This window comes from Psychrobacter sp. SCQQ22 (assembly GCF_015864605.1).
Classification (GTDB): Bacteria; Pseudomonadota; Gammaproteobacteria; order Pseudomonadales; family Moraxellaceae; genus Psychrobacter; species Psychrobacter fozii.
On the sequence record NZ_JADYWZ010000009.1, the window covers coordinates 1 to 20,397 of the forward strand.

The 20,397-nt window shown below is 42.1% G+C and carries 14 protein-coding genes, 1 tRNA gene and 1 pseudogene; 15 read left to right on the plus strand and 1 reads right to left on the minus strand.

The genetic code is table 11. From position 1 onward, the window contains the following. The 11 genes and pseudogenes from I6E84_RS11595 to I6E84_RS11645 all read left to right on the plus strand — a co-directional run. Positions 1–91 (plus strand): annotated as a pseudogene (locus I6E84_RS11595) (elongation factor Tu); the annotation flags it as partial. Positions 92–472: 381 nt separating this feature from the next. After that, positions 473–548 (plus strand) — tRNA-Trp (locus I6E84_RS11600). A 51-nt stretch (positions 549–599) separates the two neighbouring features. Continuing rightward, entirely contained in the window at positions 600–1,085 is a 486-nt protein-coding gene (secE, locus tag I6E84_RS11605) for a preprotein translocase subunit SecE (protein ID WP_110924117.1), read from the plus strand. A gap of 94 nt (positions 1,086–1,179) precedes the next feature. Beyond that, positions 1,180–1,710, plus strand: coding sequence for a transcription termination/antitermination protein NusG (gene nusG / locus I6E84_RS11610; protein WP_110924116.1), 531 nt, complete (start codon positions 1,180–1,182; stop codon positions 1,708–1,710). Between the two features lie 90 nt (positions 1,711–1,800). Further along, positions 1,801–2,232, plus strand: a complete 432-nt coding sequence (gene rplK / locus I6E84_RS11615; protein ID WP_110924115.1) for a 50S ribosomal protein L11 — start codon at positions 1,801–1,803, stop codon at positions 2,230–2,232. Next, on the plus strand, positions 2,233–2,934 hold the full coding sequence (gene rplA, locus I6E84_RS11620) for a 50S ribosomal protein L1 (RefSeq protein WP_110924114.1): 702 nt from the start codon (positions 2,233–2,235) through the stop codon (positions 2,932–2,934). A gap of 432 nt (positions 2,935–3,366) precedes the next feature. After that, positions 3,367–3,894 carry a 50S ribosomal protein L10 gene (gene rplJ, locus I6E84_RS11625; protein ID WP_110924113.1) on the plus strand — a complete coding sequence of 176 codons (528 nt, stop codon included), beginning with the start codon at positions 3,367–3,369 and terminating at the stop codon, positions 3,892–3,894. 126 nt (positions 3,895–4,020) lie between these two features. After that, complete coding sequence (gene rplL / locus I6E84_RS11630) at positions 4,021–4,392, plus strand: 50S ribosomal protein L7/L12 (protein ID WP_011514491.1); 372 nt, start codon at positions 4,021–4,023, stop codon at positions 4,390–4,392. Between the two features lie 706 nt (positions 4,393–5,098). After that, positions 5,099–9,217 carry a DNA-directed RNA polymerase subunit beta gene (gene rpoB, locus I6E84_RS11635; protein ID WP_197102260.1) on the plus strand — a complete coding sequence of 1,373 codons (4,119 nt, stop codon included), beginning with the start codon at positions 5,099–5,101 and terminating at the stop codon, positions 9,215–9,217. Between the two features lie 188 nt (positions 9,218–9,405). Next, entirely contained in the window at positions 9,406–13,623 is a 4,218-nt protein-coding gene (rpoC, locus tag I6E84_RS11640) for a DNA-directed RNA polymerase subunit beta' (RefSeq protein ID WP_110924111.1), read from the plus strand. A gap of 291 nt (positions 13,624–13,914) precedes the next feature. Next, complete coding sequence (locus I6E84_RS11645) at positions 13,915–14,442, plus strand: DUF6586 family protein (RefSeq protein ID WP_197218134.1); 528 nt, start codon at positions 13,915–13,917, stop codon at positions 14,440–14,442. A gap of 166 nt (positions 14,443–14,608) precedes the next feature. Here I6E84_RS11645 and I6E84_RS11650 read toward each other — a convergent pair whose 3' ends face one another. Continuing rightward, positions 14,609–17,221 (minus strand): penicillin-binding protein 1A, encoded by a 2,613-nt coding sequence (locus tag I6E84_RS11650; protein WP_197218135.1) that lies wholly within the window; start codon positions 17,219–17,221, stop codon positions 14,609–14,611. 193 nt (positions 17,222–17,414) lie between these two features. Here I6E84_RS11650 and I6E84_RS11655 point away from each other — a divergent pair, with 193 nt between their 5' ends. Genes I6E84_RS11655 through I6E84_RS11670 form a run of 4 tightly spaced genes read left to right on the plus strand, consistent with a single transcriptional unit; the run spans position 17,415 to position 20,372 of the window. After that, positions 17,415–18,470 carry a pilus assembly protein PilM gene (locus I6E84_RS11655; protein ID WP_110924108.1) on the plus strand — a complete coding sequence of 352 codons (1,056 nt, stop codon included), beginning with the start codon at positions 17,415–17,417 and terminating at the stop codon, positions 18,468–18,470. After that, positions 18,470–19,123, plus strand: a complete 654-nt coding sequence (locus tag I6E84_RS11660) for a PilN domain-containing protein (RefSeq protein ID WP_197102256.1) — start codon at positions 18,470–18,472, stop codon at positions 19,121–19,123. The genes I6E84_RS11655 and I6E84_RS11660 overlap by 1 nt, the downstream gene beginning before the upstream one ends. Continuing rightward, positions 19,120–19,839: a type 4a pilus biogenesis protein PilO gene (locus I6E84_RS11665; protein WP_197218137.1), complete on the plus strand. Its 720-nt coding sequence runs from the start codon at positions 19,120–19,122 to the stop codon at positions 19,837–19,839. The genes I6E84_RS11660 and I6E84_RS11665 overlap by 4 nt, the downstream gene beginning before the upstream one ends. Next, positions 19,839–20,372 (plus strand): pilus assembly protein PilP, encoded by a 534-nt coding sequence (locus I6E84_RS11670; RefSeq protein WP_110924105.1) that lies wholly within the window; start codon positions 19,839–19,841, stop codon positions 20,370–20,372. The genes I6E84_RS11665 and I6E84_RS11670 overlap by 1 nt, the downstream gene beginning before the upstream one ends. Positions 20,373–20,397 lie beyond the last annotated feature (25 nt).

Genomic DNA, 20,397 nt, shown 5'->3' on the forward strand with positions numbered 1-20,397 from the left:
CCCAATCGCTATGGACAAAGGTCTTCGCTTCGCTATTCGTGAAGGCGGCCGTACTGTAGGCGCTGGTGTTGTTGCTAACGTAAACGTTTAATACTGACCCTAGTATTTAACGCGTTAGTCAAAAGCCGTTCTCTTTATTGAGAACGGCTTTTTTTATGGGGGTTTATAACTAAAGAAAAGTTATGGGTTTAGCTATATATAGACATACTCATTACAGAATTGAAATTCTAGATAAAATCGATCGATTGCATACAGAATTAATTTATTTCTATTCTAGACTATTGTAATCTGCAGTATAGCTTGATATATTAACGCAGCTTCTTATCAGCTACTCACATTATCAGCCTAATTAAATGGTCGGTTAATGGAGTAGGTATGCTGAATAAGAGCAAACTAGGTAAAAGCAACAATTTTACCGCTAAAGGCTTGCATTTTATGCTCAATATTGTATAATGCTGTCCTTTACACCCATAGGCGATTGGCTCAATTGGTAGAGCATCGGTCTCCAAAACCGAGGGTTGTAGGTTCGAGTCCTACATCGCCTGCCATCTTCTTATCACATCTTTGTTGTACCCCACCATCTCCGAAGCGAGTTCTTTATGAGCAATAATCAAGATAACCTCGAGACTAAGTTATCTGATGCCAAGGCGGTTGCTGGTGGAATGCTGTCTAAAGATAAGCACATCTCAGCGGTCAATACTTCTGCTGTTGAAGTTGCTAAGACTGGCTCAATCAAAGATTTGATCTTGTGGCTACTTGCTGCAGCAGTTTTAATTAGCGCGACTCTGGTCAACCAGTATTTACCTGGCTATTGGCAACCTGCCAATGATGTTTGGGTACGTATTAGTATCATTGTCGCTCTTATTGTATTTGCATTAGTATGCTTGGCATTAACGCATCAAGGCCGCGCTTTTAAAATATTATTAAAAGATGCCGCTGTTGAGCTACGCCGAGTAACATGGCCAGGTAAAGACGAAACCTTTCAATACACATGGCAAGTTATTGTCGTGATTGGTATTGCTGGGCTTTTTGTTTGGCTGTTAGATAATTTTTTCAATTGGTTCGTTGGCATATTTATCGGTTAAATGTTTGAAGTTGAGCACACTATCGTGTATTACGATTCGCTCTAACTTAAATATTGTAACTCAACATTTTACTTATAACGATTAGGAGCGTGACATGCGTTGGTATATTGTCCAAGCGTTTTCAGGATATGAAAAGCAAGTACAGCGTTCATTAACTGATCGTATCAATCGTAGTGACTTCGCTGAATCATTCGGTGACGTATTGGTTCCTACTGAAGAAGTCGTCGAAATGAAAGACGGCAAAAAGCGTAAGAGTGAGCGTAAATTCTTTCCAGGATATGTTTTGATCCAAATGGAAATGAATGACAATACTTGGCACATCGTTAAAGAGTGTCCACGTATTATGGGTTTCATTGGCGGTACGCCTGAAACACCAGCGCCGATTACGCAAGTAGAAGCAGATCGCATCTTAAATCGTTTGAATCAGACTGAAACTGATCCACGTCCTAAAACATTGTTTGAGCCGGGCGAAGAGTTATTGGTTATCGACGGTCCGTTCACTGACTTTAAAGGTATGGTGGAAAAAGTCGATTACGAAAAGTCTAAACTACATTTGACCGTAAACGTATTTAATCGACCGACTCAGGTTGAGCTTGAGTTTAGTAAAGTTGAGAAGCTAGACTAAACCCACACAAATTCATCAACCGGGGAGCTTTTAGTTAATAAGCTTATATAGCATATTGATTTAGCGTTATTACCCATTTAGGAGAGTATCATGGCTAAGAAGATTGATGGTTACATCAAACTGCAAGTGCCTGCAGGCAAAGCAAATCCTTCACCACCGATTGGTCCAGCATTGGGCCAAAAAGGCGTGAACATCATGGCGTTCTGTAAAGAATTTAACGCTGCGACCTCAAACCAAGAGCCGGGTCTACCGATTCCTACTGAGATCACTGTATACAGCGATAAGTCTTTTACCTTCATCATGAAGTCACCACCAGCTTCATACTTACTACGTAAGGCTGCTGGTGTTGCTAAAGGTTCAGGTACACCTAACACTGCTAAAGTCGGTAAAGTTGACCGTGCACAGTTAGAAGAAATCGTTAAGACCAAAGATAAAGATCTAACTGCAGCTGACCTTGACGCTGCTGTTCGTACCATCGCTGGTACTGCACGTTCAATGGGTATTACCGTGGAGGGTGTGTAAATGAGCAAGCTAACCAAACGTCAAAAAGAAATTCAAAGCCGTGTTGATAACGAAAAACAATACACTATGGAAGAAGCCGTTCAAATCTTAAATGATTTGCCTGCGCTAAAATTCAAAGAGTCTATTGATATCGCAGTAAACTTGGGCGTTGACCCACGTAAATCTGATCAAGTAGTTCGTGGCGCTACCAACCTACCTGCTGGTACTGGTAAAACCAAACGCGTTGCTGTATTCGCTCAAGGCGCTGCTGCTGAAGCCGCTAAAGAAGCTGGTGCTGACATCGTTGGTTTTGAAGACCTAGCAGAATCAATCAAAGCCGGTAACATGGACTTTGATATCGTTATTGCTGCTCCTGATGCAATGCGTGTTGTTGGTCAATTAGGTACTATCCTAGGTCCACGTGGCCTAATGCCTAACCCAAAAGTTGGTACAGTAACGCCAAACGTTGCTGAAGCTGTGAAAAATGCTAAAGCTGGTCAAGCACAGTATCGTGTAGACAAAGCAGGTATTATTCATACTACTATTGGTCAAGTTGGTTTCACTGCTGAGCAAGTTATTCAAAATGCTGAAGCACTAATCACAGATCTAAAACGTGCTAAGCCTGCTACTTCTAAAGGTACTTTCATTAAGAAAATCACCTTGTCTAGCACTATGGGTCCAGGTATCACTATTGATGCTGTTCCTTATCGCACTGCTAAATAATTAAGTATTCACTCTTCAAATATTTTGAATAATGAGTACAAACAAATTCTAAAAAATTAGGTCAGCGTAGCACATGCTACGCTGTCTAAGACCGTAGGTAGAGAGTGGTTTAGCGTCATAGATAGCAATTTTCGAATGGTTACATATGATAACAAGCTGCTTTTTTTAATCGGCTACAGATGAAAATCTCAGTTGTCCTACGCAGACGGTGATCCACCCAGTTGTTGATAAGAGCCGATAGTTCAATCTATCACTTGATGTCATTCTGATAACGGTGCCGTAATCAGTCGTTACTAATAAAATCTATTGCTATAGAGTTTAGAAGTAACGTGTCGTATCAAGTCAGTCTAATTTAGTCGTTTAATAATTGAAAATTTCGGTTTTTAAGAATTAAAATACTGAGTAGATTGATAAGATTAAAGGAGTCAACTTATGGCATTAACGCTAGAGCAAAAACAACAAGTTGTGGCTGAAGTGTCTGAAGTTGCTGCTAATGCTTACTCAGCAGTAGCTGCCGAATATCATGGTATTGGTGTTGCAAAGCTTACTAAGCTACGCGAACAAGCCCGTGAAAAAGGCGTTGTTTTGAAAGTGGTAAAAAATACACTAGCAAGACGCGCTTTTGAAGGCACTAAGTTTGAGAGCATGTCAGACCGTATGACTGGTCCACTACTTTTGGCTTTCTCTATGGAAGACTTGGGTTCTGCTGCTAGAGTCGTTTTCGACTTCAGTAAAGAAAACAAAGCTTTAGAGACCAAATTGGTATCAGTTGGTGGTGTTGTTTATGGTCCAGAAGAGCTAGAGCGCGTATCGAAGCTACCAACTCGCGACGAAGCACTCTCTATCTTGATGGCTACTATGAATGCACCAGTGACCAAGCTTGTCCAGACTATGAACGCAGTTCCTGGCAAGTTCGTTCGCACTGTCGCAGCAATCAAAGACGCAAAAGAAGCTGCTTAATTGCTTGTTTTAACGTAACTTTGACATCGTTGATTGCACTTTATTGCCAACACTATTTGAAAATTTGGCAAGCAATCCAAGCGATATTAAAATCAATTAATTTTTATCAGATAACGGAGAGTTCTCATGGCACTATCTAAAGATGATGTGTTAAACGCAATCGCTGAAATGTCAGTAATGGATATCGTTGAATTAATCAGCGCTATGGAAGAAAAATTCGGCGTAACAGCTGCTGTTGCTGCTGCACCTGCTGCTGCTGGCCCTGCTGCTGCTGCTGCTGAAGAAAAAGACGAGTTTGACGTAGTTCTTGCCAGCTTTGGCGAGAAGAAAGTTGGCGTAATTAAAGCCGTACGTGAAGCTACTGGTCTTGGCCTGAAAGAAGCGAAAGATTTGGTTGAAAGCGCTCCAGCTCCAATCAAAGAAGGCGTTAACAAAGCTGAAGCTGAAGAGTTGAAAAAGAAACTTGAAGAAGCTGGCGCAACTGTTGAACTAAAATAAGTTTAACAGCTGTACGAAAAAAAGCTGGTAATGCCTTGCATTGCCAGCTTTTTTTTACTATAATTCGTAGCTTGACCTTTTGTGTCTGCCAACATACGTATGCAACAACACGGTGGATACCCATCAAAAGGACAGACGATATACATGCAAGCACACATGCCAGTTATTAAAATCAGTTAATATGAGCTAAACGTCCGTAGATGTTTGGCATTTTTTTGTGTCTGCATGCTTTCCTATTAACACTATAGTTTATACTGATTCTGAAAGTTATAGTTACCCCGATTATTGTTATTTCTGAAAAGCTATTGATCTTAGGTTATCCATATAGAATGATTTTACTGTCAGTATGTAGGCTCGTAGACGGTATATATCAGCGACGATAACAGTTTTGATGATGAATTTTAAACCGCAGTACAAGATATTTTAAGTGTATTTGTAAATTGAGCCATAAGGGCAATGTATTGTAGATTATATGATATTGAAATTGTCAGTTTGAGTAGGCATATAGACTGACCTAGACACCAATTCCAAGATTGAATGAAGTGTGCTAAATAAGCATTGATTAGTAAAGTAGTAGTTGACCAAAAGACATGAACTGAACACGAACACCCGTTTTATATTATCGTTTACGTCGCCAAGATACATAATATCTATGCATCCTGGCCTCGATTTTAATTTGTTTCCACGTTTACTGTAAGGACTCTCGATGGCATATTCTTATACTGAAAAAAAGCGTATTCGCAAAAGTTTTGCTGAATTGCCCACTGTGATGGACATTCCCTACTTATTGTCTATTCAAGTAGATTCTTACGAGCAATTTTTGCAAGAGCACAAAAAGCCAAAAGCTCGTGAGAATACTGGTTTGCAAGCTGCGTATTCCTCTATTTTCCCAATTGAGAGTCACTCTGGTAATGCTGAGTTACAATTTGTTGAGTACTATTTAGGCACGCCTGAATTTGATGAGCGTGAGTGTATCTTACGTGGTTCAACATTTGCTGCGCCGATGCGTGTCAAAATCCGTTTGATCATCAAAGACAAAGATAGCAAAGATAAAGACAGCAAAGCTGCGATCAAAGATATCCGTGAGCAAAGCGTCTATATGGGCGAAATGCCATTAATGACGGCTAACGGTACCTTTATTATCAATGGTACAGAGCGTGTTATCGTATCACAGCTACATCGTTCACCTGGTGTATTCTTTGACCATGATAAAGGTAAGTCACATTCAAGTGGTAAAGTGCTTTATAACGCACGTATCATTCCTTATCGTGGTTCATGGTTAGATTTTGAATTTGATGCAAAAGATTTAGTATTTGCTCGTATTGACCGTCGTCGTAAGCTACTTGCTTCAATCATTCTACGTGCTCTAGGTCTGACCACTTCTGAAATCTTAGATCTTTTCTTTGATAAAGTAGCTGTGTATAAAGGCGAAGAGACGTTTGAGATTGATCTGGTTGCTGATCGCTTGCGCGGTGAGATGGCTCAGTTTGATATCGTGTCGCCTGAAGGTGACGTCATTGTAGAGCAGGGCAAACGTATCAATGCACGTCGTATCCGTCAGCTAGAAGAAGCTGGTATGACGAAGATTGCTGTACCTGATGAATACTTATATGAGCGTATCTTAGCTGAAGATATCGTGGTTAATGATGAAGTTATCGCTCGTGCTAACACCTTAATTGACCATGAATTATTGGTTAAATTGAGTGCATTTGAAGCCAGCGAATCTATCAAAGAATTCAGCATTCTATTTACCAATGATATCGATCAGGGTAGTTATATTGCTGACACGCTACGTGCTGATAGCACGTCAAGCCGTGAAGAAGCATTGATCGAAATCTATAAAGTAATGCGTCCAGGTGAGCCTCCAACGGTCGAAACTGCTGAAAAACTGTTCGAAAGCATGTTCTTCAATGCAGATCGTTATGACTTGTCAAACGTTGGCCGCATGAAGTTTAACCGTCGTCTAGGGTTAGATTTTGATAATACAGATGATCCAGACATTCAGCGTGCACGTAGTGTCCTGACCAATGCTGATATCGTGAACGTATTAAAAGAGCTGATTGAGATTCGTAACGGTCGCGGTGAAGTCGATGATATCGATCACTTAGGTAACCGTCGTATTCGTTCTGTAGGCGAAATGGCAGAAAACCAGTTCCGTGTTGGTCTAGTACGTGTAGAGCGTGCAGTTAAAGAACGTTTGAGCTCAGCAGAATCTGATAACTTGTCACCACAAGATTTGATTAACTCAAAGCCAGTAGCGGCTGCGGTTAAAGAATTCTTTGGTTCAAGCCAGTTGTCACAGTTTATGGATCAGAACAACCCGTTGTCTGAAGTTACCCATAAACGCCGTGTATCAGCACTAGGACCCGGTGGTCTAACTCGTGAACGTGCAGGCTTTGAAGTACGTGACGTACATGATACCCATTATGGCCGTGTATGCCCGATTGAGACTCCTGAAGGTCCAAACATTGGTCTTATCAACTCATTGGCAACATTTGCTAAAACCAACAGCTTTGGCTTCTTAGAAACGCCATATCGCCGTGTGGTTGACGGTAAAGTAACGGATATCATTGAATATCTATCAGCCATTGAAGAAGTTGGTACGGTCATTGCACAGGCTGACTCACCATTGACTGAAGATGGTGCACTAAGTGACGAGATGGTCAGTGTCCGTAGCTATGGTGAATTCGTCCGTATGCCGCCAGAAAAAGTGACGCATATGGATGTGTCGCCAAGTCAGGTAGTATCGGTAGCAGCAGGTTTGATTCCGTTCCTAGAGCATGATGATGCTAACCGTGCCTTGATGGGCTCGAACATGCAGCGTCAGGCTGTTCCTACGCTACGTGCTGATAAGCCGTTAGTAGGTACTGGCATGGAGCGCTATGTTGCTCGTGATTCTGGTGTTTGTGTGATCGCTAAGCGTGGCGGTGTGATTGAAGATGTTGATGCATCACGTATCGTTGTTCGTGTAAACGAAGACGAGATGACTGCTGGTGAAGCGGGTATCGATATTTATAACTTAGTTAAATACACGCGCTCTAACCAAAACACTTGTATCAACCAACGTATCATCGTTAACCAAGGCGATGAGATTGCTTTGGGTGATATCTTGGCTGATGGTCCGTCAACGGATCTTGGTGAGCTAGCACTAGGTCAGAACATTCGCATCGCATTTATGCCATGGAATGGTTACAACTTCGAAGATTCGATCTTGTTATCTGAGAAAGTGGTTAAAGAAGATCGTTTCACCACCATTCATATTCAAGAATTGACGTGTGTGGCACGTGATACCAAGCTAGGTACAGAAGAGATTACTGCTGATATTCCAAACGTTGGTGAAGCAGCACTATCAAGCCTTGACGAAGCAGGTATCGTCTATATTGGTGCTGAAGTTGACGCTGGTGATATCCTAGTTGGTAAAGTGACGCCAAAAGGTGAAACGCAACTAACGCCAGAAGAGAAATTGCTCCGGGCTATCTTTGGTGAAAAAGCAGCTGATGTAAAAGACACGTCTTTACGTGTTCCTACATCAAGCAAAGGTACGGTTATCGACGTACAAGTCTTTACTCGTGATGGTGTCGAGAAAGATGCACGTGCAAAAGCGATTGAAAAATCACAGCTTGATAGCTATCGCAAAGATTTAAAAGAAGAGCTACGTATCTTTGAAGAAGCAGCACGTGGTCGTATTGGTAATCTATTAGATGGCCAAAAAGTCAGTGGTGGTTCTGGTCTAAAAGCCGGTACGGTTATGGCATTGGCTGATATGAAAGATATGAGCCTTGAGACCTTGCTTGACATTCAGCCAGTTGAAGAAGAAATCTCTGAACGTCTAACGCAAATCGCTGAATACTTAGTTGATAAGCAAAAAGATATCGATGTTAAGTTTGCTGAGAAAAAACGCAAATTGACCGCTGGTGATGATTTACAACATGGTGTCCAAAAAATCGTTAAAGTTTATCTAGCGGTTAAGCGTCGTATTCAGCCTGGTGATAAAATGGCTGGTCGTCATGGTAACAAAGGTGTGGTATCACGCATCATGCCAGTCGAAGATATGCCTTATGATGAAAATGGTAATACCGTTGACATCGTATTGAACCCACTTGGTGTACCATCTCGTATGAACATCGGTCAGGTTCTAGAGACGCATTTGGGTATGGCAGCCAAAGGTTTGGGCGAGAAAATCGATGGTATGCTCAAATCTCAAGCAGCGATCAAAGAACTACGTGGTTTCTTAGACAAAATTTATAACCAAGTAGGCGGCGAGCAAGTTGATCTTGATAGCTTGAGTGATGATGACATCATGGCATTATCAGACAACTTACGCGGCGGTGTACCAATGGGTACTGCAGTGTTTGATGGTGCAAGAGAGAGCCAAGTCAAAGACTTGCTAGAGCTTGCTGGTATGGACCGTGATGGTCAGCAGACATTGTATGATGGTCGTACTGGTCAGAAGTTTGACCGTAAAGTGACCGTTGGTTATATGTACATGCTCAAACTTAACCATTTGGTTGATGACAAAATGCATGCACGTTCTACCGGTTCTTACTCACTAGTTACGCAGCAGCCATTGGGCGGTAAAGCTCAGTTTGGTGGTCAGCGCTTCGGTGAGATGGAAGTCTGGGCACTAGAAGCTTATGGCGCGACTTACACGTTGCAGGAAATGCTGACTGTGAAGTCGGATGACGTTGAAGGCCGTACACGTATGTATAAAAACATCGTTGATGGTGAGCAGTATATGGATCCAGGTATGCCTGAATCGTTCAACGTACTGACCAAAGAAATCAAATCATTGGGTATTAATATTGAGTTAAAGCAAACCCATTAAGCACGGCTGGCTGAGGCTACCTTTAACATAGCTTCAGTTAATTATTATCCTTAGTGGTCAATCTAAAAGCAGTACGCGCATAGCTGCTGCTTTTAGTGATTTGTCTCAACCCTATTCATTGCCTTCATTCATCTTATTTGCGTCAACTATACGCTATCAGATGATTATAAAGATAACGGAGAAGCAACTTGAAAGATTTACTCGATATCATGCAAAGCCCTACCGGCAACGGTAACCAAGAGTTTGATAGCATTCAAATTACTTTAGCCTCACCTGACGTCATCAAGTCATGGTCACATGGCGAAGTGAAAAAGCCTGAAACTATTAACTATCGCACGTTCAAGCCTGAACGTGATGGTCTTTTTTGTGCCAAAATCTTTGGCCCAGTAAAAGATTTTGAGTGCTTATGTGGTAAGTACAAGCGCCGTAAGTTCCAAGGCGTTATCTGTGAAAAATGTGGCGTAGAAGTTACGACTGCTAAAGTTCGTCGTGACCGTATGGGCCACATCGACTTGGCTAGCCCAGTTGCGCATATTTGGTTCCTAAAATCATTACCAAGCCGCATCGGTCTATTGTTAGACATGACGCTACGTGATATCGAACGCGTTCTATATTTTGAAAGCTATATCGTGACTGAGCCTGGTTTAACTAGCTTAGAAAGATATCAGTTGCTTGATGATGAAGATTACTTTAAAGCCCTTGAAGAGTTTGGTGATGAGTTCACTGCTAAAATGGGTGCTGAAGCGGTTCAAGACTTATTAAAAGATATCGATTTAGATATCGAGATTGATGAGCTACGTGAAGCGATTCCGCAAACAGGTTCTGAAACTAAGCTTAAAAAGATGTCTAAGCGTCTTAAGCTATTAGAAGCATTCCGTGATTCTAATAACAAGCCTGAGTGGATGGTAATGAACATTTTACCAGTACTGCCACCAGATTTGCGCCCACTAGTACCACTAGAAGGCGGCCGTTTTGCGACTTCGGATCTAAACGATTTGTACCGTCGCGTCATCAACCGTAACAACCGTCTAAAGCGTCTGCTTGAGCTTAGTGCACCTGATATCATCGTACGTAACGAAAAACGTATGTTGCAAGAGTCAGTTGATGCGTTGCTTGATAACGGTCGTCGCGGTCGTGCCATTACTGGTAGTAACAAGCGTCCATTGAAATCTTTGGCTGATATGATCAAAGGTAAGCAAGGTCGTTTCCGTCAAAACTTACTTGGTAAGCGTGTCGATTACTCTGGTCGTTCAGTTATCGTTGTAGGTCCAACACTACGTCTACATCAGTGTGGTCTACCGAAGAAAATGGCACTTGAACTGTTCAAGCCATTTACTTATAACAAACTATTGTCTCATGGTTTAGCAACGACGATTAAAGCTGCCAAAAAGATGGTAGAGCGTGAAGAGCCACAAGTGTGGGATATGCTGGCCATGGTTATCCGTGAGCATCCAGTGCTTCTTAACCGTGCACCAACACTTCACCGTTTGGGTCTACAGGCATTTGAGCCAGTACTAATCGAAGGTAAAGCAATCCAATTGCATCCGCTCGTTTGTACCGCGTTTAACGCCGATTTTGATGGTGACCAAATGGCCGTTCACGTGCCATTGACGCTAGAAGCACAGTTAGAATCACGTGCGCTAATGATGTCTACCAACAACATCTTGTCACCTGCGAACGGTGATCCAATCATCGTACCATCACAGGATGTTGTATTGGGCTTGTACTACATCAGTCGCTCGTCTATCAATGCCAAAGGCGAGAGCATGGTTTTTGCTACCGTTAATGAAGCATTGCGTGCGATTGGTTCAAACGATCTACATGTAAACGCTAAAATCAAAGTACGTGTCACTGAGACGCATATTGATGAAGAAGGTAACCAAACCAAAGAAATCAGTATTAAAGATACGGTTGCTGGTCGTTTACTTATCTGGAACATCATGCCTAAAGGTATGACGTTTGATGAATGTAACCAAGAAATGACGAAGAAAAATATCTCTCGTTTGATCAACTCTTGCTACCGTAAAGTAGGCGTCAAAGAAAGTGTTATGTTTGCTGACCAATTGATGTATCTTGGTTTTGCTCAAGCGACACTATCAGGCGTATCTATCGGTATTGACGATATGGTCATTCCACCACTTAAAAAGCAAATCATCGAAGTGGCAGAAGGCGAAGTTCGCGAAATCGAAGATCAATTCGAGCAAGGCTTTGTGACTGCTGGTGAGCGTTATAACAAAGTAGTTGATATCTGGTCACGTACCAATGACAAAGTCGCTAAGGCGATGATGGATAACTTGGCAACAGATAAGATCTTGAATGCCAAAGGTGAAGAAGAAGAGCAAAAATCGTTCAACTCTATCTTTATCATGTCAGATTCTGGTGCTCGTGGTAGTGCGGCACAGATTCGTCAGTTGGCTGGTATGCGTGGTTTGATGGCTAAGCCAGATGGCTCAATCATCGAAACCCCAATTAAAGCTAACTTCCGTGAAGGTTTGACCGTACTACAGTATTTCATCTCAACTCACGGTGCACGTAAAGGTCTAGCGGATACGGCATTGAAAACGGCTAACTCAGGTTACCTGACTCGTCGTTTGGTTGATGTGGCACAAGATTTAGTTATCACCACTGATGACTGTGGTACTGAGCAAGGCTTGCTCATGAAACCACATATTCAAGGTGGCGAAATCATTGAGAAGTTGGGTGAGCTAGTACTTGGTCGTGTCACTGCACGTGATGTGAATTATAACGATGATGCTGATAAAGTATTGATTCCAGCAGGTACGTTGATCGATGAGCATTGGGTAAATGTGCTTGACGAAAACGCTATCGATGATATCTGGGTACGTTCAGTTATTACCTGTAATGTTGAGCACGGTGTTTGTTCACAGTGCTATGGCCGTGATTTGGCTCGTGGTCATAAAGTGAACATCGGCGAGTCAGTTGGTGTTATGGCTGCACAGTCTATCGGTGAGCCTGGTACTCAGTTAACCATGCGTACTTTCCACGTGGGTGGGGCTGCAAGCTCTGCATCTGTGGACAATAGCATCTCTGTACGTAATGCTGGTCAAGCGCATTTCGAAAACATGAAAACAGTTCAACATACTGATGGCCATTTGGTTATCGTATCGCGTTCAGCTGAAATTGCATTGACTGATGATCTTGGCCGTGAGCGTGAACGTTATAAAGTACCTTACGGTTCTAGCGTTCTTGTGAAACACGAAGATCAGGTTGAAGGCGGTCAGACCATCGCTAAATGGGATCCGCACACGCATCCAATTATCACAGAATTTGCTGGTACAGCACGCTTCAGTGACATTACTGATGGTATGACTGCAACAGTGAAAGTTGATGATGCGACTGGTATGAGCTCATTTGAGATTCTAGCTACTCGTGACCGTTCAAGCTCAGCAAAAGACTTACGTCCTGCTATTATCTTGAATACTGATGAAGGTAAAGAAGTAGTTTACTTCCTACCTGCTGAAACCATCATTCGCGTTAGCGATGGTGAAAAAGTAGCAGCTGGTTCGATCCTAGGTCGTGTACCACAGGCATCATCAGGTACTAAAGATATTACTGGTGGTCTACCACGTGTTGCCGATCTATTCGAAGCACGTCGTCCAAAAGATCATGCGATCATGGCAGAAATGACAGGTGTCGTAAGCTTTGGTAAAGAGACCAAAGGTAAGAATCGTTTCATCATCACCAATGAAGATGGTGAGATTCATGAAGAGCTAATCCCGAAATGGCGTCAAATCAACGTCTTTGAAAACGAGACAGTAGCACGTGGTGAAGTTATCGCTGATGGTCCACAAAATCCACACGATATCTTGCGTCTGAAAGGACAAACTGCCCTTGCTGATTATATCGTTAACGAAGTACAGGACGTTTATCGTCTGCAGGGTGTAAAAATCAACGATAAGCACATCGAAGTTATCATTCGCCAGATGTTGCGTAAAGTTGAAATCACTGACGGCGGCGATTCAAACCACTTTAAAGGTGATCAAGCAGAGTATGCTGATATCAAAGCATTGAATGAAAAACTGGAAGCGGAAGATAAATTCCCAGTACAGTTTGAGCGTCAATTACTGGGTATCACTAAAGCAAGTCTGGCAACAGAAAGCTTTATCTCAGCTGCGTCATTCCAGGAAACGACACGTGTACTAACTGCGGCTGCCGTTACTGGTAAAGTGGATGAGTTGCGTGGCCTGAAAGAAAACGTCGTTGTTGGTCGCTTGATTCCTGCAGGTACTGGTCTTGCTTATCATAAAGCACGTAAAGAAAAAGCAGATCAAAAGCTACAAGATAAAGATCTTAATGCAGCATTTGACATGACTGCTAGCACTGATAGTAAAGACTTTGCTAGCTTTGATGAAGCTTTTGCACAAGAGCTGAACCAAGATAACTAATAGTATTAGACATCTTTGATTCATTCTTAACTTAATAAAAAAGCCAGCCTAAGTTGCTGGCTTTTTTACGTTTATAGATAAGTAAGGCAATGAGAATAATTCGTCTAAGGCTATATCTGGTCAGCTAATAAGTCTTAATATAGCGCCGCTATTTTTTAGCTGATATACTTTCTAGCAAGGTTGTTCCAGTTAGTAGTACACTTAAAACAGCAGGACACTCAAAAATTCATATCATAATTTATGAATGTGCTAACTGGTCATATTTATGATTAATATAAGGATAAGTAGAAAATGGCAGGTAAAACCCGTGTTGCCAAGTATCAAGCTGATCGAACCAATCAAAAACTTTATTTTTGCCGTCTCTTTTGCCAATCAGCAGGAAGTACCAATGATAAGCAGTTGTATCAAGCACATTGTGAGACTGCTATTTTTCATCTATACGGTGCTTTTCTTGCATTTACTCAAGAGCTTGGTTATTTCTATAATTTGAATATGCCAGCACCAACATTATCAGATATCGAACAAGCCTTGAGTGAAAGTACGCAAGTATCTCCTGAGATTCAGCGTCTGCAACAGCTACAGCAGCAAGGGTTTTTGGCCAATATAGAGCGTGCTTATCAGCGCTGTCTTTATGCGGTACCACCAGATACAGTCGTTGATGAACAATTAAGTAACGATACGAAGCAGTCATCGGATCTTATTGTCAATGTGGTTACTTTATCGAACCAATGGTTACCAGATGAATCGACAATACGCGAATGGCGTCAGCAGTTTTTAGAGCTGATTGAACAGCTTCGTGCTGGAATGGTTGAGTTTTAGCAAATCTACCAGTAGGGTGGTATAAGTTTGGTGTTGATAGTAAAGCTAACTCATAAGTCTCGTGAAGCGGAACAACATTTTTATAGCCTCCATACATAAAAAAGCCTGTTTAGTAGATACTAAACAGGCTTTTTTATATTCAACATCAGTTAATATTTTAGATAGTTTATTCTGGCATCGGTGGAAGCGTTTCAACTGGCGTTACTGATAGTGGATTTTGCGGTACGACATCATTATTACGGCGACTTTCGGTTCTTGAGGTCTGTGAGTTATTTGATTCTGCAGCAGGTTCAGCTGACAATTGCGTCCGCTGTTGTGTTTGCGTAGAAACTGGTTTCTCAGATGTATTGTCGTCAGCCTTATTGGTTCTTGCCGTTTTTTTCTTTTGTCTGGTAGATGTAAAACCTTTATCATTAGGCACCCACTGACGAGGTGTATCCTTAAGCTGGGCTCTCATAAAATCCATCCAAACAGGTAATGCTGCTACACCACCGTATTCGTGACGACCCATAGTCGTTGGTTGATCAAAGCCCATCCATACAACCGTTGCATTGGTAGGGTGGAAGCCTGCAAACCAAGCATCTTTAGCATCGTTAGTAGTACCTGTTTTTCCGCCAATATCATCGCGTCCTAGTGCTTTTGCACGTACTGCTGTACCACGCTGAACAACATCACGTAAAATATCTGCCATATCAAAAGCAACTCTTGGTTTCAATATTCGAGGAGCTTGTTTGGCCAATGCATACTGAACCGCAGGTGCCTTTAAACGATCGGCTTGTGGGCTAGCATCATAGACACTTAAGTCGATGGCTTTATCATTTTGTTCAGTATCTTCTACATCTTGTTCTGCAACAATTACTTCGCTGTTGGCCGCTTTGCTCTCGTCTTCAATCGACTGATTATAATTTTCGATTGACTCTTTATTACGCTTTTCGAGATCTTTATTGAAGCATTTGGCACATGCTTGTTGTGGGTTCGCCTGAAATAATAGGTTATTACTATAATTATAAATTTGTTCGATGAAATAGGGTTGTACGCGATGGCCACCATTGGCAAAAGTTGCATAGGCAGTCGCCATCTGTAAGGGTGTTGCTTGCCCTGCACCCAGTGCTAACGATAAAGTGGTTGGGAGCTTCTCTTTATCAAGGCCGAACTGATCTAATAAGTTACGGGTATCAGCGATACCAATGGCTTGTAATAGACGAATAGATACTAGGTTACGAGACAAATAAAGGCCACGGCGTAGAGTGATATCACCCAAGAAGCGTTGATCGGAGTTTTTAGGTTTCCATTCACCGACTTGAATAGGACTATCTGAAACAATAGTATCAGGACGATAGCCTTTTTCTAGAGCCGCTGTATAGACAAGTGGTTTAATGATGGAGCCTGGTTGACGCCAGCCTTGTAAAGCTCTATTGAACTTACTATGATTAAAATCAAAGCCACCAACTAAAGCATTAACGGCACCAGTCGCTGGGTTCAATGAGACTAGACTGCTTTGGATTTTGGGCACTTGCGCTAGCTGCCAATTACCATTGCTAGTTGGAATTAGGCGAATAATATCGTTCTTATTGACTATTTGGCTGGCATTGCTAGGAGCATAGCCAATACGATTAGCAGAGATGTATTTACTTGCCCAGCGCATGCCTGACCAATTAATGGTTACATTCTCACCTGAAGGCATGACGGCATCAAAACTACGAGAGTTCACCTTAGTCACTTTGGCGGGCGACATATTGCTATAGCGACGGAAGTTTTCTAGCGGTTCATCATTCGCTTCAGCACCTCGCCACCCATGGCGATGATCGTAAGCAACGAGACCTTTGAGGACTGCCGATTCCGCATCTGTTTGTGCTTTACTATCAACCGTAAGACGCACACGCCAACCACTTTGCATGACTTGTTTGCCGTAGCGTTGAACTAAAGTAGAGCGCGTCATTTCTGCCAAATAGGGCATATTGACGTCCAGCTTCTCTTTATAAAGGTTAATACCAATAGGAGAGGCAATCGCTTCATCACGCTGTGCTTTAGTAATATAACCTAACTCATGCATGCGCCCGATAATCCAGTTACGGCGAGTTAATGCACGTTCAGGATTGGCCACAGGGTTGTATTTAGAAGGTGCTTTTGGCAGACCAGCTAACATTGCCGTCTCAGCAATAGTGAGATTATCTAGTGATTTACTATAATATTTTTTGGCAGCGGCACGGACACCGTAGGCACCTTCACCTAAATAGATTTTGTTGACATAAAGTGTCAGAATGTCATTTTTGCTTAGCTCGTCTTCAATCTTACGCGCTAAGAACAGTTCAGTTAACTTACGATTTAAGGTGCGCTCTGAACTTAAAAAGTAGTTTTTGGCAACCTGCATCGTGATGGTAGAACCACCTGTTTGACTATTATCATCTGTGACTGCTTCAGTTACAGCACGGCCTAAACCTTTGATGCTAATACCACTATGTTGAAAAAAAGAGGCATCTTCTGCTGCTAGAAAGGCATGAGTAAGGTCTTCAGGAATATCTTCAAAAGTAATCGGTAGTGATAAGCGATTGCCATACTGACCAATTAGTTTGTCATCACTACTATATATTTGTAGTGGCATTTCTAACTTCGCCGTCTTAATCTCTTGAGTGCTAGGCAACGTTGGCGATAAATACATCGCCATACCGTAAAAACCGATAGGCACAGCAAGGGCTAAGATAACGGCTAATGCTAAACAGGCGACAAAAAGCCCTACCAAAAAATGAATGAGTCGGGCGGTAGCATTTTTTTTGATCATAAGAAGACTTATCAATTAAAATTTGCAACAGATAATGTATTATACCTTGAACAAAATAGGCAGGTCATAATAAATGTGTAAGTTAGACTGAATAACTTATTTAAATGCTTGAATCTATCTATTAAGTAAAGTATTGTATTCAATTATTACAAATAACTATCAGATTGTACACTTAATATAAGGTATAGAGTTTGTGAGGCTATTTACTTCCAAAAGTCAACATTTGATTGGTGTGGATATCTGTGCCACTTCAGTGAAGTTGGTTGACATACAGCGCCAACAAGGCATGTTTCATCTAAAATCTTATGGCATTGAGAGACTGCCGGAAGGTGTAGTCGTCGATAAACTTCTCTTAGATACGGAAGCGGTTGGTAATACGATTACCAGCTTAGCTAAACGTTGCCATGTTACTGGTGCTGACGCTGCTACTGCGGTCTCAGGATCAGCTGTGATTACCAAAATCATTGACATGGATACCACGTTAAACGATGTTGAGCGTGAAGCTCAAATACGTTTAGATGCTGATCAATACGTGCCTTATCCGTTAGAAGACGTTAACTTGGACTTTGAAGTTTTAGGTCCTTCTTTGGCCAGTGATGAGATGGTGCAAGTACTACTTGCCGCATCTCGCTCGGAAAATGTTGACCAACGAGTTGACGCATTAACCTTTGGTGGCTTGAAAACCAAGGTTATGGATATCGAGTCTCACGCCATTGAACGTGCTTTTGGGCTTATGGTAGATAACTTACCAAGTAACCCAGAACTGGTTGCATTGGTTGACATTGGGCATAATCAAACGACTCTATATGTCGCTAAAAATGGTGAATTCATATACAGTCGTGAGCAGTTGTTTGGTGGTGTTCAGTTGACAGAAGCGATACAAAATCGTTATGGACTATCTGCTGAAGAGGCTGCGATTAGTAAGCGTGAGCGTACATTACCTGACGATTACTACCTCGATGTGCTGACTCCTTTTATGGAAAATACCATTCAGCAAATCACTCGCTCATTACAGTTTTATTTCTCCTCAAGTCAATATAGTAGTATCGATCATGTAGTGTTAGCTGGTGGCAGCAGCTCTATCGCTGGTCTTGCAGGTATGGCACAACAAAAACTGGGTGTGACGGTTAGTATTGCTAATCCTTTTGCCAATATGACTATTGCGCCAAATATTGATAATGAGCAATTAACTATTGATGCACCAAGCTTAATGGCCGCGTGCGGTCTTGCGTTAAGGAGCTTCGACTAATGGCTCGTATTAACCTCTTACCCTGGCGACAAGAAGAACGCGAACGTCGCAACAAAGAATTTATAACGTTGGTAGTTGCGGTGATTTTGCTTAGCCTATTGGCTGCATTTGCTTCATGGAGCTACTTTAACAATGCACTTGCTGAGCAGCGTGATGCGAATGCCTTGATAGAACAAGAAAACGTTCTTTTGGATACGGCATTGGTTGAAATTGATAGCTTAGAACAGCGCCGTGAAGATATCATCTCACGTATGCAGGTTATTCAGGACTTACAAGGACGACGTCCTGTACCTGTACGTCTATGGGACGATCTTGCTAAAGCTATGCCGCCTGCGCTTTATTTAAACAATCTAAAACGTGAAGGTGACACACTTACTTTAACAGGTCGTGCTGATAACCCTTATGTTGTGTCAAGATTGATTCTAAATCTTGATAATAGTAAGTGGATGGGTGATTCTGCAGTGAGCAACATTCAACAGAATATTAGCGCTTATGAATCCGCACCAGTGCTTAACAATACAGTCACTAGTGGTGAGAGCTCTCGTCCTGTTTATCCTGAAGACAGCTATGTTCAGTTTGTGGTAACGACTAAAGTTCAGTCGGAGACCGCCGCACCTGATGATGCCAGTACTGGGCCTGGAGGTGAGTTATGAAACTTAGCCGTAAAAAAAGCCTAATCAAAACCAAAAAAACTGCCTCGAAATCACAGAAACAGTTTGATTTACAGGAGTTTCGTCGCAGTTTCGAATCGTTAGATTCAGACAACTACGGCAGCTGGCCGCTACCCGTAAAAGTCACGGTAATTGGTCTTATCATTACGCTTATAGCAGCATTGTCATGGTCTCTACCGATTAGTAGTAAAATTGATGAAATAACTGCTGCTGAAAGCCAGCAAAATACGCTGCTTGAGAGCTACCGTGAAAAAGAATCACGTGCGCGTCATTTAGAAGCCTATAAAGCACAAGTTGTTCAAATGGAAACAGAGTTCAATACTTTATTGGACCAGTTACCAAAAGATACTCGTGTGTCAGAGTTGGTAGAGGGTATCAATATGACAGGTGTTGGCAGCAATATACGCTTCCAAGATATTTCTGTAGAACCTGAAATTGAGAATGAGTTCTTTATTGAGCAGCCTATTCGTATTGCAGCTTTAGGTGAGTTTCATCAGTTTGGTAGCTTTATCAGTGGTCTTGCAGCACTACCACGAATCATTACGATGCATGATTTCGAAGTCAGCAACCCACAGCCAACCTTAGATGTCTTACCAGAACTTAATTTGGTACTGAACACAAAGACGTATCGCTCGAAAGAAGCTGATCCTGAAGCTGTTGATACGGTCGCTACTACTGATAATGCAGGAGGCAACTAATGACTATTCAAAAACTGCCTATGCTACTGGCTTTAAGCGTTGCTGTTTTATCAATGACAGGATGTGCTGATCGTATTGGTATGGCAGAGCAGGCAATGACGGACATCCGTAATAAGCCTGCAAAGCCCATCGATCCACCGCCCAAAGCTGAGCTTGTAGAAGACTTTGTCTATAGCGCCAGTGCACAGCGTAGCCCATTTTTGCCACCTAGTCTGGTCAATACACAAGGTCCTAGCACTTCTATCGATGGTGTTCGTCCTGACATTACCAGAGTAAAAGAGCCACTTGAGCAATATGAATTGTCACAACTGGTCTTTCGCGGCGTCGTTGTTTCACCTGAAGGTCAGCGATATGCGTTAATACAACGTCCTGATGGTTCAGTCGCGAGCGTTAAAGTAGGTGATTATCTTGGAGTAAATGACGGCCGTATTGTTGAAATCACGCCGACTCAGATTAACTTGATTGAAATTGTGCCAGACAGCCGCGCAGGGTTTGTTGAAAAACCCCAGTCGCTGGTTTCCCCTATAAGCTAAGTCGGCAGATTTTTGAGGAATAAAT

Excerpts from the sequence above, each read along its gene's own strand:
- secE (WP_110924117.1), top strand. The coding sequence starts at position 600 with ATGAGCAATAATCAAGATAACCTCGAGACTAAGTTATCTGATGCCAAG.
- nusG (WP_110924116.1), top strand. The coding sequence starts at position 1,180 with ATGCGTTGGTATATTGTCCAAGCGTTTTCAGGATATGAAAAGCAAGTA.
- rplK (WP_110924115.1), top strand. The coding sequence starts at position 1,801 with ATGGCTAAGAAGATTGATGGTTACATCAAACTGCAAGTGCCTGCAGGC.
- rplA (WP_110924114.1), top strand. The coding sequence starts at position 2,233 with ATGAGCAAGCTAACCAAACGTCAAAAAGAAATTCAAAGCCGTGTTGAT.
- rplJ (WP_110924113.1), top strand. The coding sequence starts at position 3,367 with ATGGCATTAACGCTAGAGCAAAAACAACAAGTTGTGGCTGAAGTGTCT.
- rplL (WP_011514491.1), top strand. The coding sequence starts at position 4,021 with ATGGCACTATCTAAAGATGATGTGTTAAACGCAATCGCTGAAATGTCA.
- rpoB (WP_197102260.1), top strand. The coding sequence starts at position 5,099 with ATGGCATATTCTTATACTGAAAAAAAGCGTATTCGCAAAAGTTTTGCT.
- I6E84_RS11645 (WP_197218134.1), top strand. The coding sequence starts at position 13,915 with ATGGCAGGTAAAACCCGTGTTGCCAAGTATCAAGCTGATCGAACCAAT.
- I6E84_RS11650 (WP_197218135.1), bottom strand. The coding sequence starts at position 17,221 with ATGATCAAAAAAAATGCTACCGCCCGACTCATTCATTTTTTGGTAGGG.
- I6E84_RS11660 (WP_197102256.1), top strand. The coding sequence starts at position 18,470 with ATGGCTCGTATTAACCTCTTACCCTGGCGACAAGAAGAACGCGAACGT.
- I6E84_RS11665 (WP_197218137.1), top strand. The coding sequence starts at position 19,120 with ATGAAACTTAGCCGTAAAAAAAGCCTAATCAAAACCAAAAAAACTGCC.
- I6E84_RS11670 (WP_110924105.1), top strand. The coding sequence starts at position 19,839 with ATGACTATTCAAAAACTGCCTATGCTACTGGCTTTAAGCGTTGCTGTT.